The organism is Pseudomonas sp. MF7453, from assembly GCF_016405455.1.
GTDB classification, from domain to species: domain Bacteria; phylum Pseudomonadota; class Gammaproteobacteria; order Pseudomonadales; family Pseudomonadaceae; genus Aquipseudomonas; species Aquipseudomonas paralactis.
Genome location: NZ_JAEKCN010000013.1, coordinates 105358 through 121001, shown reverse-complemented (window position 1 = coordinate 121001; position 15644 = coordinate 105358). Strand labels below are relative to the sequence as shown.

The window sequence follows — 15644 nt, the reverse complement described above, 5'->3', positions numbered from 1 at the left end:
GATGAATGATCTGAATGAAGATAGCTGCATATTAATCTTCAGGACCCTCTTATGCTCCCCAGCCTGTTTATCTCCCATGGCTCCCCGATGCTGGCCCTGCAACCCGGCGCCAGCGGCCCGGCGTTACAGGCCCTGGCAGCCGCGTTGCCACGGCCCAAGGCCATCGTGGTGGTATCGGCGCATTGGGAAAGCCACGAGTTGCTGGTCAGCGGCAGCGCCGCGCCCGAAACCTGGCACGACTTCGGCGGCTTCCCTCGCGAGCTGTTTGCTGTGCAATACCCTGCGCCGGGTGACCCGAAGCTGGCGAATGAAATCGTCGAGTTATTGCAGGCTGACGGTCTGAATGCACGCGCCGATAACCAACGGCCCTTCGACCATGGCGCCTGGGTGCCGCTGTCGTTGATGTACCCGGCGGCGGATATTCCGGTGGTGCAAGTCTCCCTGCCAAGCCGCATGGGCCCGGCGTTTCAAACCCGGGTTGGACATGCCCTCTCCAGCCTGCGCGAGCAAGGTGTGCTACTGATCGGCTCCGGCAGCATCACCCATAATCTCGGCGAACTGGACTGGCGCGCCGGGCCGGAAACTATCACGCCGTGGGCGCAAGCCTTTCGCGATTGGGTGGTCGACAAACTTGCTGCCGACGACGAAACAGCCTTGCATGACTATCGCCTCCAGGCTCCCCATGCAGTGCGCAGCCACCCCAGCGACGAGCATTTGTTGCCGCTGTACTTCGCGAGAGGTGCCGGCGGTGATTTCAGCGTGGCGCATCAGGGCTTCACCCTGGGAGCCTTGGGCATGGACATTTACCGCTTTGGCTGACGCAGGTGCACAGCCTGAAATTGCAGGCAAAAAAAATCCCCGAACCAGTCGGGGATTTTTTATGTGCGATCAATCAGCCCAGAGGCGGATCAATCTTCGCGGTAGCGACGCAGTTTGAGCTGCTTACCGGCAACGCGAGTGTCTTTGAGCTTGGCCAGCAGTTTTTCCAGGCCGTCTTCCGGCAGCTCCACCAGGGAGAAGCTGTCACGTACCTGGATGCGACCGATGGCTTCACGCGCCAGGCCACCCTCATTGAGGATAGCGCCCAGCAGGTTCTTGGCAGCGATACCGTCACGCGCACCCAGCGCGGTACGGCAACGAGCACGACCTTCAGCCAATGGAACCGGAGCACGACGCTCACGATCGCCACGGTCTGGACGGTCGCCGGAACGCTCTGGACGATCACCGCGCGGTGCGTTGTTCGGCACCAGTGGGCGCTCTTTCTCGATGGCAGCCAGGGTCAGGGCTTGACCGTTGGTCGCTTTGCGCAGCAGCGCGGCAGCCAGGGCACGCGGGGTGCAACCGATATCGGCGGTCAGGCGGTCCAGCAGGTCGCCGTGGGTCGATTCAGCGTCAGCCACCAAAGGCGCCAGGCTGTTGGTCAATTTCTTGATGCGAGCATCGAGAACGGCCTGGGCATCCGGCAGACGCACTTCGGCAACTTTCTGACCGGTTACGCGCTCGATCACTTGCAGCATACGGCGCTCACGCGGAGTCACCAGCAGCAGAGCACGACCTTCGCGACCCGCACGGCCGGTACGGCCGATACGGTGAACGTAGGACTCCGGATCGTACGGCATGTCAACGTTGAACACGTGGGTGATACGTGGAACGTCGAGGCCACGGGCGGCAACGTCGGTCGCCACAACGATGTCCAGTCGGCCATCCTTGAGGGAGTCGATCACGCGCTCACGTTGGTTCTGGGCGATGTCACCGTTCAGCGCAGCGGCTTTATAGCCTTTGGCTTCCAGGGCACTGGCCAGGTCCAGGGTCGCTTGCTTGGTGCGCACGAACATGATCAGGGCGTCGAAGTCTTCGACTTCCAGCAGGCTCAATACAGCCGAGGTCTTCTGGTCAGCGTGAACCAACAGGTGAGCCTGTTCGATCGCGGTAACGGTCTGAGTCTTGGTCTGGATCTTCACGTGTTGCGGATCGCGCAAGTGGCGTTCGGCAATGGCACGGATCGACTGCGGCAGGGTAGCCGAGAACAATACGGTCTGACGGGTGGGTGGCAGAGCCTTGAAGATGACTTCCAGGTCATCCATGAAGCCCAGCTTCAACATTTCGTCGGCTTCGTCCAGAACCAGGTGGTTCACGGTCGACAGGACTTTCTCGTCACGACGCAGGTGGTCGCACAGACGGCCCGGGGTGGCGACAACAATCTGCGCGCCGTTACGGATAGCCTTGAGTTGTGGGCCCATCGGCGCACCGCCGTAAACGGCCACAACGGTTACGCCTGGCATTTGCTTGGCGTAAGTTTCAAAAGCGGTTGCTACTTGCAGCGCCAACTCTCGGGTTGGCGCCAGGATCAGGGCTTGCGGCTCGCGCTTGGCAGGATCGATGCAATGCAGAATAGGCAGAGCGAACGCGGCGGTTTTACCGGTACCGGTTTGCGCCTGGCCAATCATGTCCTGGCCGGCCATGATGATCGGGATCGATTGCTGCTGAATAGCCGAAGGTTCTTCGTAGCCAGTCGCGATGACGGCGGCGAGAATGTTCGGGTTAAGATTAAAAGCGGCGAAGCCGCCGGTTTCCTGGGTCATGGGTCTGCCTCTAAGTGCATCCGCAAAGACCCATGCTCCAAAGCTGCGCATGCCGTGTTGAGACTCAAGAGTCGCCCTGGCTGCTTTGTCGGCGGGGATTTGCGAAAACGAATGAATGAAAAAGATTCGTCAAGGGAGAGTCCGCTGTGCGGACGTGCAGCCGAAGCTGACTTCGGGGAATTGCGCTACCTAAACGCGGCCCGGTTAAAGGCCGGCGCGCACTATACCGGAAATAGCTGAAAAAGGGAGCTTTTTTTATCGCGGCGCACTGATAAACCGCGCTGCGTCGCTGGCTTTGCAGATCTGTGCGCCAAGGTCTATTTTTCAAAGGCCCGGCCCTGCTGGTCATTATGCTTAAACGGTTCACCCACTCATTCAGGCCCTTTGGTCTGAAACCCTACCCGCGCCCGAGGGCACACCCGATGAAACAAGCCAGCAGCAGCCGCGTCAGCCGTGCACTTGAGGGCCATGTTCTGTTGTTGGGCCTGGACCGCGTGGCCAAGCGCAACGCCTTCGACCTGGATTTACTCAATGAGCTGAGCCTGGCCTATGGCGAATTTGATCGAAACGATGACGCCCGGGTGGCCGTGGTATTTGCCCATGGCGATCACTTTACGGCGGGGCTGGACCTGGCCAATGTCAGCGGCGTAATGGCGGGTGGGTGGCAACCGCCGCTGGGCGGATGCGATCCGTGGGGCGTATTCGCAGGCCCCAGGGTCAGCAAACCGGTGATCGTCGCAGCCCAGGGCTACTGCTTGACCATTGGTATCGAGTTGATGCTGGCGGCGGATATCAACCTGTGCGCCAGCAATACACGCTTTGCACAGATGGAAGTGCAACGTGGGATCTTTCCGTTTGGCGGCGCGACATTGCGCTTTCATCAGATTGCCGGCTGGGGCAATGCGATGCGCTGGTTGCTGACCGGAGACGAGTTCGACGCCCATGAAGCCCTGCGTCTGGGCCTGGTACAGGAAGTGATGGCCAGTGAAGACCTGTTGCCCCGGGCCATCGAACTGGCCAATCGCATTGCCCGTCAGGCGCCGCTTGGCGTACAGGCGACGTTGATGTCGGCACGCCTGGCGCGTATGGAGGGTGAGGCTGTCGCAGCTGCCGCGCTGCCGCCCATGGTGGATAAATTACTTAACAGCGAGGATGCCAAGGAGGGGGTTCGGGCGATGGTCGAGAAGCGGCCTGGGGTGTTCAAGGGAATTTGAACGAACTGAATTAGCCGTCGGCGGTGAGGGCCTCTTCGCGGGCAAGCCCGCTCCCACAGGCGATTGCATTTGAACAGAGCATGCAATTCAACTGTGGGAGCGGGCTTGCCCGCGAAAGCATCCGAACCGGCAACTAAGTTGCTGGCCGAATCGCCTTGATCAACGGCTGCAACGAGTACCCCAATCGCGGCGCCAGGGCTTCGGCGCGAGCCGAAAGTGAGTTCAGATCCATCTCCTGATCCAGCTCCGAAGGCACCAACAAAATCACATTGCCCTCCTTCACCGGCAGTTCCCAGTAGTGCCGGTGATACAACCCACGCAGCAATGCCGCGCCCAGCGGTTTACCGTCATCGGTGGCCCACTGGTTGATCACCAGCCAGCCGCCGGGGTTGAGCTTCTTCTGGCAGTTTTCCAGGAAGGTCCAGGCCAGATGCCCCACACCGGGGCCGACATCGGTGTAGAGGTCGACGAAAATCAGGTCAGCCGATTCGGCGGTATCGAGCAATTGCAGCGCGTCACCCACGCGAATATACAAGCGCGGGTCGTCGTCCAGCCCCAGGTACTCGATGGCCAAGCGCGGTACATCAGGGCGCAGCTCAATGGCCTCGACGTCTTCCAGCGGCAGAAACCTGAGGCACGCCTGGGTCAACGTGCCAGCGCCCAAACCCAGGAACAACGCGCTCTCCGGCTGCTGATGGCACAACGCACCGATCAACATGGCACGGGTGTAGTCATACTCCAGCCAGCTCGGGTCGGCGGTGAACACGCAGCTTTGCTCGATGGCGTCGCCGAATTCGAGAAAGCGGTAATCGGCTACTTCGAGCACACGGATCATGCCGAAATCATCATGGACTTCGGCCAGCAGGCGCTCGACACGCTCCTCGGTCATCATTACTCCTAAGGGGTTTACCGCTTGGCAAAGGCGCGATTGTCGGCCAAGCAGCAGCAACAGGTCACGCACTAATTGCTGATAACATTAGCGCCCCCCGTCAATCACCCAATCGAGTTCATGATGAGCCAACCCTGGAGCCCCGACAGCTGGCGCGCCCTGCCGATCCAGCAACAACCCCAGTACCCGGACGCTGCACACCTGTTACAGGTGGAGCAGAACCTGGCCAGCTATCCGCCACTGGTGTTTGCCGGGGAAGCCCGTGAGTTGCGTCGCCAGTTTGCCGAAGTGACCCAGGGCCGCGCCTTCCTCCTGCAAGGTGGCGATTGCGCCGAGAGCTTTGCCGAGTTCTCCGCGGCAAAGATCCGCGACACCTTCAAGGTGCTGCTGCAGATGGCGATCGTCATGACCTTCGCCGCCGGCTGCCCAGTGGTGAAAGTCGGGCGCATGGCCGGTCAGTTCGCCAAGCCGCGCTCGTCCAACGATGAGACCATCGACGGCGTCACCCTGCCCGCCTACCGTGGCGACATCGTTAACGGCATCGGCTTCGATGAAAAAAGCCGTGTGCCGGACCCGGACCGGCTGTTGCAGTCCTACCACCAGTCCACTGCTACCCTCAACCTGCTGCGCGCGTTCGCCCAAGGGGGGTTCGCCGACCTGCACCAGGTGCACAAGTGGAACCTGGACTTTATCGCCAACTCCGCACTGGCCGAAAAGTACAGCCAACTGGCCGACCGCATCGACGAGACCCTGGCGTTCATGCGCGCCTGTGGCATGGACAGCTCGCCGCAACTGCGCGAAACCAGCTTCTTCACCGCCCACGAAGCATTGCTGCTCAACTATGAACAAGCCTTCGTGCGCCGCGACAGCCTGACTAACGACTACTACGACTGCTCGGCCCATATGCTGTGGATCGGCGACCGTACACGCCAGCTGGACGGCGCCCACGTCGAATTCCTGCGTGGAGTGAACAACCCGATCGGCGTGAAAGTCGGGCCGAGCATGAACCCGGACGATCTGATCCGCCTGATCGATATTCTGAACCCGGACAACGACCCTGGTCGCCTCAACCTGATTGCCCGCATGGGCGCAGGCAAGGTCGGCGACCACTTGCCCAACCTGATCCGCGCCGTACAGCGCGAGGGCAAGCAGGTGCTGTGGAGCTCCGACCCGATGCACGGCAACACCATCAAGGCCAGCAGCGGCTACAAGACCCGCGACTTTGCGCAAATCCTCGGTGAAGTGAAGGAGTTCTTCCAGGTGCACCAGGCTGAAGGCAGCTACGCCGGCGGCATTCATATCGAGATGACCGGGCAGAACGTCACCGAATGCATCGGCGGCGCACGGCCGATTACCGAAGACGGGCTGTCGGACCGCTATCACACCCATTGCGACCCACGGATGAATGCCGATCAGTCGCTGGAACTGGCGTTTTTGATTGCCGAGACCTTGAAACAGGTCAAGAGGTAGGAACGAGCTTGCTCGTGCAGGTCGTTAACGATGACGCGAAACATCAGGATTAACCAGGCGCCCTTGAGTTTTTCGCGAGCACGCTCCCTCCTACGCCAGCGCCGCCCTTAATCGGGCGGCACTGGGCCGCTGGCAATTGAGCTGGATTTGTTCCAGCCCCAGCCAGTCGGCCATTTCGCGCAGGTTCAAGGCCAGCGCCGCCATGCCTTCCTCATCCAGCCCCGGCTCCTCCTCGTGCACCGCATGGACCGCCAGCCGTCCATGGGCACGCTCGGCCCGCAGGTCGATGCGCGCAGCGATCCGTTCATGGTGCAAAAACGGCAGCACGTAATAGCCATACACCCGCTTGTCTTGCGGGGTGTAGATCTCCAGCCGATAGCGGAAATCGAACAAGCGCTCGGTGCGACTGCGCTCCCATATCAATGAATCGAACGGTGACAGCAAGGCGCTCGCCGGCACTTTGCGTGGCACTTTTGGCTCCGGCAGACAGTACGCCGGTTGCTTCCACCCCTGCACCTGGCACATCAGCAACTGCCCGTCCTCGACCAGTTCAGCCAAACGCGGGCGGCTGTCTGCGGGGTCGAGGCGGAAGTAATCACGCAGATCCTTTTCGGTGCCAATGCCCAGCGCGGTCGCGCTATGTAACAGCAAACCACGCTGGGCTTGCGCCTCGCCCATGGACACTTGAAGCATGTCGCCAGGGATCACGCGCTCCGGCAAATCATAGAGCCGTTCAAATCCGCGGCGCCCCGCAACCGTGACCAACCCGGCGGCGAACAGCCATTCCAACGCGTGTTTCTCATCGCTCCAATCCCACCAGGGCCCGGCACGCTCCTCGCGGGTCGACAAGCTGCCCGCACCCAAGGCGCCTTGTTGTTCGACGATGCCCAACACACGCTGGATAGTTGCCTGCTGCTCACGGCCAAAACGCGCCATCTGTGCATAGATGCCCTGCCCTTGCCTGGCCCGCTCCATGCGCCAACGCATCAGCGGGTACATCGCCATCGGCAACAGCGATGCCTCATGCCCCCAATACTCGAACAACGAACGCCGCCGCCCCTGACTCCAGGCTGCTTGCTCAAGAAGTAACGGGCTGTACTGGCCCAGTCGTGAGAACAACGGCAGGTAGTGGGAGCGCACCAATGCGTTGACCGAGTCGATCTGTATGACGCCCAGGCGTTCGATCAACCGGTTGAGGTGCGCAGCCTTTATCTGGGCAGGCGCCTGGCGCCCCGAGAACCCCTGGGCCGTCAGCGCCATGCGTCGAGCTTGCTTGAGAGAAAAAGACAGGTCGGCGGGCATGGCACTCTCCATAAAGGCTCGCCCCCTACCCTACTGCATCCTGGCTTATTTGCGCAGCGGGTCTTCCCAGAAATGCCGATGGCTTTCCTGCTCGATGTCGGCGCGGTTGAGCCCAATGTCCTTGAGTGCGTCATCGCTCAAGGTCGCCAGCAAGTTGCGCTCCTGATGCAATAACTGCCAACGCGCAAGCCTATGGAACAGCCCGGCAAACGCCCCTTTATTCAGCAATACAGAACCTTTCTGGCCTTTCATCTTCTCGCCCTCCAGTGGGGATGACGAAAGTGTGGGCCTGGCGCTATGATCAATCCAACGAATGTTTCTTATGCGATACATCTCTGAGATTGATCAATTGTCCGGCTACCCGAGTATCGACACTGACGTGCTGCGCACCTTCGTCGCCATTGCCGACCAGGGCGGTTTTACCCGCGCCGGTGAGTTGGTCAACCGCACGCAATCGGCGGTGAGCATGCAGATGAAACGCCTGGAGGAGGATGTGTTGCAGCGCAAGCTGTTCGAGCGTGATGGCCGACAGGTGCGGCTCACACCCGAGGGTCAGGTGCTGCTGGGGTATGCGCGGCGCATCCTGAAACTGCACAGCGAAGTGTTCAACACCCTGCGCGAGCCGCATATGGTGGGGCTGGTACGCATCGGCACGCCGGATGACTACGTCATGCGTTTTTTGCCGGGGATCCTGAAGCAGTTTTCCAAGGCGTACCCACTGATTCAGCTTGAGATGCACTGCGAGGCGTCGTCCGTATTAATGCAACGTCGTGACCTGGCGCTGACCGTTATCAGCCGCGAGCCCGGCAATGATATCGGTGAGTTGTTACGCACTGAACGCATGGTGTGGGCTGCGTCACCGTGTTTCTGCGTGGATGAGCACGATGCCCTGCCACTGGCGATTTCCGGCGACGACTGCCTGTACACCCATTGGGCACGCGCCGCTCTGGATGCGGCCGGAAGGGATTATCGCCTGGCCTATCACAGCTCCAACGGTGCGGCGATCCAGGCGGTGGTCAGTGCCGGCCTGGCGGCGATGGTTAGCATGGAAAGCCTGATCACCGACGACCTGCGGGTGCTGGGCAGCGATGAAGGCTTTCCACCGCTGCCGTCGATGAATCTGCGCTTGCTGCGCAACCCGCAGATGACGTCGCCGATCACCGAATGCCTGGCGGAGTACATCGTTGAGGGCTTCAAACTTTAAAGGTCAGCATCACCGCGCACACCACCAAAAAACCACAAAACAGACCACGCAACAGGCGCTCCGGCATGGCATGTGCGACTTTCACTCCCCAACTGATACTGAGCAGGCCACCTATCGCCAGCGGCAAGCCGATCATCCAGTCCACCTCGTGGTGCCAGGCATAAGTAACCAGGGTCACGCCGGTGCTGGGCAGGGCCAAGGCCAGCGACAAACCCTGGGCAACCACTTGGGTGGTGCCGAACACACTGGTGAGTACCGGCGTGGCGACCACCGCGCCTCCGACCCCGAACAATCCGCCCATGGAACCGGACGCCGCACCCAATACCCCAAGCCACGGCCACGAGTAGCGCATCTGCGCCGTGGGCGGCGCGTTGCGGGTGAACATGCGCAGCAGGTTGTAGGCCGACAGCGCCACCAGAAACGCAATAAAGCCGATACGCATCGCACCCGCATCCAGCCCCACCGCCCAGATGGACCCCAGCCAGGCAAAGCAGAATCCCATCACGCCCAACGGCAAGGCGTGACGCAACTCGATGCGGTTACGCTGGTGATAGCGCCACAGAGCAAGCATCACATTGGGCACCACCATGACCAAAGCGGTGCCCTGGGCGATTTGCTGATCCAGGCCGAACAGTACGCCCAGCACCGGGATAGCAATCAGCCCGCCGCCGATGCCAAACAGTCCACCTACCGTGCCCAGGGCCGCGCCTAATATCAGGTACATCACTAAATCCAACACCGCACTACTCCTTCATCCCAAGCCATGCATGCTACGCAGTCGGCTCTAGCGCGGAAACGCACAGCAACGCACAATGGCTGTGCCAATCTCGCACAAGCGCTTGCCGATGAATCCCAATACCCTCACCGAACAACTGGGCCTGTTTCTGGATGTATTGGAAACCGGCAGCTTTTCCGCCACCGCAAGGCGCCATCCGCTGACACCCTCGGCGGTGGCCAGGCGCATCGACAGCCTGGAAAGCTCAGTGGGCAGCCAGCTGTTCCAGCGCAGCACCCATGCGGTGGTGCCCACACCGGCGGGTTTGGCCTTTGCCGAACGGGCCAGGCGGATCGTCAATGAGTTGCAGCTGGCGCGGGCCGAAGCAGTGTCCCTGAGCCACGCGCCGGAAGGCTTGATCCGAGTGGATGCGCCTGCAGCATTTGGTCGACGGCACCTGGCGCCAGTGATTGCAGACTTTTTGAATGTATACCCGGGCCTCGACGTACATCTGCATCTGATCGACAGCTTTGTGGATATGCAGGGTGCACATTTGGGCAAGGTTGATTTGGTGCTGCGCGCCGGGCACATCGTAGACACGCGGTTAATCGCTACCCCGCTGGCAAGCATCGTGAGGATCGCCTGCGCCAGCCCGGCCTATTTGAAGAGCCGCGGCACACCGACCCATCCTCGGGAGCTGAGCGAGCATGACGGGCTTGACTGGGATGGCCTGGCACCGATGTTTGCCTGGCGCTTTGAGCACGATGAACGCCGTACCACTTACCGTCCGCGGCGCATCCGCATGAGCGCCAACAATGCCGAAGCCCTGCTCAGCGGTGCGCTGGCGGGGCTGGGCATTGCGCATTTGCCGACCTGGCTTGCCAGTGAATACCTGGTACGGGGTGAACTGCTGCCGCTGTTTTGTGAAAACGGCCTACCCAGCCCGGAGACTGCCGGCATTTATGCGCTGCGCCTGGAACAACAGCCCAACGCACGGAGCCGCTTGCTCCTTGAATACCTCAAGTCGCGCTTCAGCCCGGTGCCGCCCTGGGATCTGGCCTTGCAAAGCGGCCTGATCTGACCCTTTGGCAGAATTACCTGGCGCATTAAAGGTTTGCCCGCTAGATTCCAGCCCAGACACGCTTTTACGAGGCACCCCATGAGTAAAAATCCTGATCCCTGCGAATCGCTGCTGCTGGACAATCAGCTGTGTTTCGCCTTGCATTCCACCTCGTTGCTGATGACAAAGGTGTACAAACCCTTGCTTCAGGCGCTCGGCCTCACCTACCCACAGTACCTGGCCATGATGGTGCTGTGGGAAGAGGATGGTTTGACCGTCAGCGAAATCAGCAACCGCCTGTTGACCGACCCCGGATCCCTCACGCCTCTGCTCAAACGCCTGGAAGCCGAGGGCCTGCTTAGCCGCACCCGTAGCCGCGAAGATGAGCGCGTGGTGGTGGTGGAGTTGACCGACGCCGGGCGCGCCTTGCAGAGCAAGGCCAAGGATGTTCCCCAATGCATTCTGGGCGCGAGCGGGATGGCGCTGGAACAAATACGCAAGCTGCAGGCGGACTTGATCGCGCTGCGCGGCAACCTGCAGAACACAATCTAAAAGCTGCAAATCAAGCCGACATTACCCTCTGCCGGAGCGAGCTTGCTCGCGAAAAAACGTCAACGATAACGCGTGCTTGCTCAATAAGCGCGGCGCCTGTGAGTTTTTCGCGAGCAAGCTCGCTCCTACAGAGCATTGATTGGCTGGCATTAGGGCTTTCCCTCTCACATTAAAATTCAGCAAGCAAGATATTTAGCTTGCGCGCAAAACATTAGCGCTATACATTGGCCTCACCAACTACTTAGCGCACAAACATTTAGCGCTAACAAACAAAGAGGAACGCCCATGCAAACGCTCTATACCGCAGTAGCCACCGCCACTGGCGGCCGTGATGGTCGCGCTGTTTCCAGCGATAACATCCTCGACGTCAAACTCTCCACCCCCAAGGAATTGGGCGGTGCCGGTGGCCAGGCCACCAACCCGGAGCAGTTGTTCGCCGCGGGCTACTCCGCTTGCTTTATCGGCGCACTGAAATTCGTCGCCAGCCAGACCAAACGCAAAATCCCGGATGACGCCTCCATCACCGCCCATGTGGGTATCGGTCAGATCCCCGGCGGTTTCGGCCTGGATATCGACCTGCACGTCAGCCTGCCAGGCCTGGCCCAGGAGGATGCGCAAAGTCTGGTCGACGCCGCCCACCAGGTGTGCCCGTATTCCAACGCCACCCGCGGCAATGTGGATGTGCGCTTGCATGTAACGGTCTGATAAACAGACGCCCACAAAAAAGCCCGACGTAAGGTCGGGCTTTTTGCGTACCGGCGGGGCCAGAATTACTTCTTGGCGCGACCTTTGTACGAACCACCTTCGCGAGTGTCGATCTCGATCAGGTCGTCGATTTCGATGAAATCGGCCACTTGCAGTTCGGTACCGTTGCTCAGCTTGGCAGGCTTCATCACCTTGCCCGAAGTGTCGCCGCGAGCGGAACCTTCGGTGTAGGCAACTTTACGCACGATGGTGGTCGGCAGCTCTACGGAAACCAGGCGCTCTTCGAAGAAGATCGCTTCGCAAACGTCTTCCATGCCTTCTTCGATGAACGGCAGAACGGCTTCGATATCTTCAGCGTTCAGCTCGTACATGGTGTAGTCAGTGGTGTCCATGAACGTGTAGGTGTCGCCGCTGATGAAGGACAGGGTCGCTTCCTTGCGGTCGAGGATCACGTCGTCCAGTTTGTCGTCGGCGCTGTAGACGATCTCGGTCTTGTAACCGGTCAGCAGGTTCTTCAGCTTGGTCTTCATGATTGCGCTGTTACGACCAGACTTGGTGAACTCAGCTTTCTGAACCAGCCAAGGGTCGTTTTCGAGACGGATCACTGTACCGGGTTTCAGTTCTTTACCAGTTTTCATTGCATATATCCGAAATTTGGATGGGATTTACAAAAATCAAGGTGGCGTATCATATCCAACTTTCATAAAACTGTACCAGCGCCGTCGCAAGATCGGCCTGCAAGCCCTGTTCCAGACACCAGTTCTGCGCGTGCTCGCTCACCTCGGGCCAGTGTTCCAGCAGCATTTTCCACGACTGTGCCATATCGCCATCAGCGTTCCAGGCTTGCCAAAGCGCAACCACAGCCGCTTTGGCGGCTGGCGAAAGTGCAGCGGTGTACAGCTCAAGGAAGGCATCGAGCTTATCCAGGTGGATGTCTTCATCCTGGCGATAGATATGCCACAGCAGCGGCCTCCCCGCCCACTGGGCGCGGACGAAGGAGTCCTCACCGCGCACGGCGTTGAACTCGCAACACCACAGCAAATGGTCATATTGCTCCTGACGCATGAACGCAATGACCTGCACCGTCAGCGCCCCGCGCACCTGGATGTCGCCCGCCGACAAGCGAGTCACGCCCAACCAGCGTTGCACATCTCCCAAAATGCGCCCTTCGGGCACCAGCAAGTGAGTCGCGCGCCCCTCCATGGCGAGCACGTCCAGCCAACCGGCCAGCCCGGGATTCTCATAGGCAAACAACGAGATCAAGCGTGCCCCGCTTGCAGGAGACACGCCCAGGCTCTGCAGGAAGTGTCGTTGTGCAACGTCATCCTGCTGAAAAGCCTGGCGACGTTCCACCAACCCGGCTTCACGCAGCAAGCCGCCGGTGCCGGGACGAAAGCCAGGAAAGAAAAAGTACTTCTGCACACCCTTGAACTTCACCGAAGGCAGGCGATGACAGCCCACCACCCAGTCTTCCGCGCTGAGGTAATCCAGGTTCATCCACAACGGCGGGCGCTCACGCTCGGCCATGCACTCCATATAGGGCGGCGGCAGCTGGCAGGCGAATGCGGCAATCACCACATCGGCCGACTGCGCGCCCGGCCACTCGGCCGGCCAGTACCGCACCTCAACGCCTTCCTGCCATTGTTGGTCCACCTGCACATCAATTTGCGGGCACATGCGCTCGAACGCCCGCAGGTCATCGACCCACAAGCGCACCTCACAGCCATGCTCCGCCACCAACTGCCGGGCCAGGCGCCAGGTCACGCCGATGTCGCCGTAGTTGTCGACGACGCTGCAAAAAATATCCCAGCGGGCTTTCATTCCGGGCTCCATCGTCCAAAGGCTCGATTGTCCGCATAAATGCGCTGATGCAGAAGGCTTGATCGCGATTATTCTGCAAGGTGGCTGTGCGACAATCGCCACCCCGCCATCAATGCCTGCCAGGAGGCCATCATGTCTGTCCGTCAGCTGTCACTGTTCAAGCTGTGCATCGCGATTGCCGCAGGCGTGTGGCTGGGGTTTATCGCCATTGCGCTGACCGCCTGGCTGGCGTCGCGTTATCTGTTTCCCCAAAGCCTGGAACCCGTGGCCCAGGCGGTTCAGCAGCTGGGCGAGCCGGCCACTGTGGTGCCGCAGCCACCGAACCGCATGTTCGAGCAGTATCAACAAAACCTGCAAAAGCAGGAACAACAACAGGCTCTGGACCAGGCCCGCAGTAACGCGCGCAACCTGTCCAACCCCAAATGCCAGTTCTGGCTGCAACAGGACCAGAACGCCCCCAGTGAAAAGACTCGGGCCAATGTCCTGCAATTTTGCGATTAAAGACCATGAATAAACACGCCGTCCTCCAGTTGATTCTGGAAAAACTCACCGCCGACCTCGATATTGCCCAACGCGCCGCGCAGACCGCCTACGAAACCGCGACCCACAAAGAAAACATCGCCGAAAACAAATACGACACCCTTGGGCTGGAAGCTTCATACCTGGCGGCCGGACAGGCCAAGCGGGTCGAGGAGATCAAGCAATCGCTGACGCTGTGCCAGAACCTTCATTTGCGCGGGTACGATGAACAACGCGGGATAGAAGTCGGTGCGCTGCTGGGCCTGGAAGACGAGAACGGTCGTCAGCAGTGGCTATTTTTGGCGCCGGATGCGGCAGGGTTGAAAGTCGATGTGGTCGGGCAACCGGTGACCGTCATCACCCCGCGCTCGCCGCTGGGCAAAAGCCTGCTGGGCAAGTTTGAAGGCGATGAGGTAGAGATTCTGGTGGCAGGCGCTCGGCAATACTTCACGGTTACCGAGGCAAAATAACCTGCAGCTTCCCTGTAGGAGCGAGCTTGCTCGCGAAGGAACGCAAGGGCGCCGCATACAACCTGGCACCCCGCGTTAACGTTGGCGATCTTCGCGAGCAAGCTCGCTCCTGCAGGACAATCGCGATCAGTGGACGGGTAATTCAACGCCGTCGAACAAATCTTCCAGCTCTTGCTTGTTGTGGCACTGGATCGCCTTGGCCATGACTTCGCGGGTCAGGTGCGGTGCGAACTTCTCGATGAAATCGCACATGAACCCCCGCAGGAAGGTGCCGCGACGGAAACCGATCTTGGTCACGCTCGACTCGAACAATTCGCTGGCATCCAGCACAACCAAGTCTTTGTCGAGGTTGGTGTCGACCGCCATCTTGGCAACGATGCCGACGCCCAGGCCCAGGCGAACATAGGTTTTGATCACGTCGGCATCCGCCGCGGTAAACACCACTTTTGGCGTCAGGCCACGATGGCTGAACGCTTCGTCGAGCTTCGAGCGGCCGGTAAACCCGAATACATACGTCACGATCGGGTATTCGGCCAGGGCTTCCAGGGTCAGCTTCGGCAGCTTGGCCAAAGGGTGGCCCTGAGGCACGACCACGCAGCGGTTCCAGCGATAGCACGGCATCATCACCAGGTCGCCGAACAACTCCAGGGCCTCGGTGGCGATGGCGAAATCGACGGTGCCATCAGCGGCCATCTCGGCGATCTGCATCGGCGAGCCCTGGTGCATATGCAGGGCCACGTCCGGGTATTGTTTGATGAAATCGCGAATCACCGGCGGCAATGCATATCGCGCCTGAGTGTGAGTGGTAGCGATCGACAGGGTGCCCTTCTTCTCGTTGGAGAATTCCTGAGCAATCTGTTTGATGCTCTCGACTTTACGCAGGATCTCGCCAGCGGTGGTGATGATGCGCTCGCCAGCCGGGGTGACGCGGGTCAGGTGCTTGCCACTGCGAGCGAACACTTCGACGCCCAACTCGTCTTCGAGCAGGCGGATCTGCTTGCTGATACCGGGTTGCGAGGTGTAAAGGCTTTGAGCGGTAGCGGAAACGTTGAGGTCGTGGTGCGCCACTTCCCAGATGTAGCGCAGTTGTTGAAGCTTCATATCAATCCCTCAAAGCAGATAGACGCCACGGGTATCAGCG

At 60.1% G+C, this 15644-nt stretch carries 17 protein-coding genes; 9 read left to right on the top strand and 8 right to left on the bottom strand.

Annotated elements, in window-relative coordinates:
- Positions 1-51: 51 nt before the first annotated feature.
- The gene (locus JFT63_RS20595; protein WP_198844632.1) at positions 52-819 is read left to right on the top strand and encodes a DODA-type extradiol aromatic ring-opening family dioxygenase; all 768 of its coding nucleotides are present in this window, start codon (positions 52-54) and stop codon (positions 817-819) included.
- 89 nt (positions 820-908) lie between these two features.
- Here the strand turns inward: JFT63_RS20595 and JFT63_RS20590 are convergent, their stop codons facing one another.
- Positions 909-2582, bottom strand: a complete 1674-nt coding sequence (locus JFT63_RS20590) for a DEAD/DEAH box helicase (protein ID WP_057703763.1) — start codon at positions 2580-2582, stop codon at positions 909-911.
- A 422-nt stretch (positions 2583-3004) separates the two neighbouring features.
- Here JFT63_RS20590 and JFT63_RS20585 point away from each other — a divergent pair, with 422 nt between their 5' ends.
- Positions 3005-3796, top strand: coding sequence for a crotonase/enoyl-CoA hydratase family protein (locus JFT63_RS20585; protein ID WP_057703764.1), 792 nt, complete (start codon positions 3005-3007; stop codon positions 3794-3796).
- A gap of 133 nt (positions 3797-3929) precedes the next feature.
- Here JFT63_RS20585 and JFT63_RS20580 read toward each other — a convergent pair whose 3' ends face one another.
- On the bottom strand, positions 3930-4685 hold the full coding sequence (locus tag JFT63_RS20580; RefSeq protein WP_198844631.1) for a spermidine synthase: 756 nt from the start codon (positions 4683-4685) through the stop codon (positions 3930-3932).
- A 123-nt stretch (positions 4686-4808) separates the two neighbouring features.
- Here JFT63_RS20580 and JFT63_RS20575 point away from each other — a divergent pair, with 123 nt between their 5' ends.
- Complete coding sequence (locus tag JFT63_RS20575; protein WP_057703766.1) at positions 4809-6155, top strand: class II 3-deoxy-7-phosphoheptulonate synthase; 1347 nt, start codon at positions 4809-4811, stop codon at positions 6153-6155.
- A 90-nt stretch (positions 6156-6245) separates the two neighbouring features.
- Here JFT63_RS20575 and JFT63_RS20570 read toward each other — a convergent pair whose 3' ends face one another.
- Together JFT63_RS20570 and JFT63_RS20565 are read right to left on the bottom strand one after the other, a co-directional pair.
- Entirely contained in the window at positions 6246-7457 is a 1212-nt protein-coding gene (locus tag JFT63_RS20570) for a winged helix-turn-helix domain-containing protein (protein ID WP_198844630.1), read from the bottom strand.
- Between the two features lie 45 nt (positions 7458-7502).
- The gene (locus JFT63_RS20565) at positions 7503-7709 is read right to left on the bottom strand and encodes a DUF1127 domain-containing protein (protein ID WP_057703768.1); all 207 of its coding nucleotides are present in this window, start codon (positions 7707-7709) and stop codon (positions 7503-7505) included.
- 70 nt (positions 7710-7779) lie between these two features.
- Here JFT63_RS20565 and JFT63_RS20560 point away from each other — a divergent pair, with 70 nt between their 5' ends.
- Complete coding sequence (locus tag JFT63_RS20560; RefSeq protein WP_057703769.1) at positions 7780-8661, top strand: LysR family transcriptional regulator; 882 nt, start codon at positions 7780-7782, stop codon at positions 8659-8661.
- Here JFT63_RS20560 and JFT63_RS20555 read toward each other — a convergent pair.
- Positions 8651-9400, bottom strand: coding sequence for a sulfite exporter TauE/SafE family protein (locus JFT63_RS20555; protein ID WP_198844629.1), 750 nt, complete (start codon positions 9398-9400; stop codon positions 8651-8653). The genes JFT63_RS20560 and JFT63_RS20555 overlap by 11 nt on opposite strands.
- A gap of 106 nt (positions 9401-9506) precedes the next feature.
- Between JFT63_RS20555 and JFT63_RS20550 the strand changes: the two genes are divergently transcribed.
- From JFT63_RS20550 to JFT63_RS20540, 3 genes are all read left to right on the top strand, one after another.
- Positions 9507-10457 carry a LysR family transcriptional regulator gene (locus tag JFT63_RS20550; protein ID WP_198844628.1) on the top strand — a complete coding sequence of 317 codons (951 nt, stop codon included), beginning with the start codon at positions 9507-9509 and terminating at the stop codon, positions 10455-10457.
- A gap of 78 nt (positions 10458-10535) precedes the next feature.
- The gene (locus tag JFT63_RS20545) at positions 10536-10988 is read left to right on the top strand and encodes a MarR family winged helix-turn-helix transcriptional regulator (protein ID WP_057703772.1); all 453 of its coding nucleotides are present in this window, start codon (positions 10536-10538) and stop codon (positions 10986-10988) included.
- Positions 10989-11273: 285 nt separating this feature from the next.
- The gene (locus tag JFT63_RS20540; RefSeq protein WP_005786430.1) at positions 11274-11693 is read left to right on the top strand and encodes an organic hydroperoxide resistance protein; all 420 of its coding nucleotides are present in this window, start codon (positions 11274-11276) and stop codon (positions 11691-11693) included.
- Between the two features lie 65 nt (positions 11694-11758).
- Here JFT63_RS20540 and JFT63_RS20535 read toward each other — a convergent pair whose 3' ends face one another.
- Together JFT63_RS20535 and earP are read right to left on the bottom strand one after the other, a co-directional pair.
- Positions 11759-12331 (bottom strand): elongation factor P, encoded by a 573-nt coding sequence (locus JFT63_RS20535; RefSeq protein WP_003172723.1) that lies wholly within the window; start codon positions 12329-12331, stop codon positions 11759-11761.
- 49 nt (positions 12332-12380) lie between these two features.
- Positions 12381-13514, bottom strand: coding sequence for an elongation factor P maturation arginine rhamnosyltransferase EarP (gene earP, locus JFT63_RS20530; RefSeq protein ID WP_057703773.1), 1134 nt, complete (start codon positions 13512-13514; stop codon positions 12381-12383).
- Between the two features lie 132 nt (positions 13515-13646).
- Here earP and JFT63_RS20525 point away from each other — a divergent pair, with 132 nt between their 5' ends.
- Positions 13647-14015 (top strand): hypothetical protein, encoded by a 369-nt coding sequence (locus tag JFT63_RS20525; protein WP_057703774.1) that lies wholly within the window; start codon positions 13647-13649, stop codon positions 14013-14015.
- Positions 14016-14020: 5 nt separating this feature from the next.
- Complete coding sequence (locus JFT63_RS20520; protein ID WP_198844627.1) at positions 14021-14503, top strand: GreA/GreB family elongation factor; 483 nt, start codon at positions 14021-14023, stop codon at positions 14501-14503.
- Between the two features lie 126 nt (positions 14504-14629).
- On the opposite strand, the gene cysB is transcribed toward JFT63_RS20520, so the two are convergent.
- Positions 14630-15604, bottom strand: a complete 975-nt coding sequence (cysB, locus tag JFT63_RS20515) for an HTH-type transcriptional regulator CysB (RefSeq protein WP_005786423.1) — start codon at positions 15602-15604, stop codon at positions 14630-14632.
- Between the last annotated feature and the right edge of the window lie 40 nt (positions 15605-15644).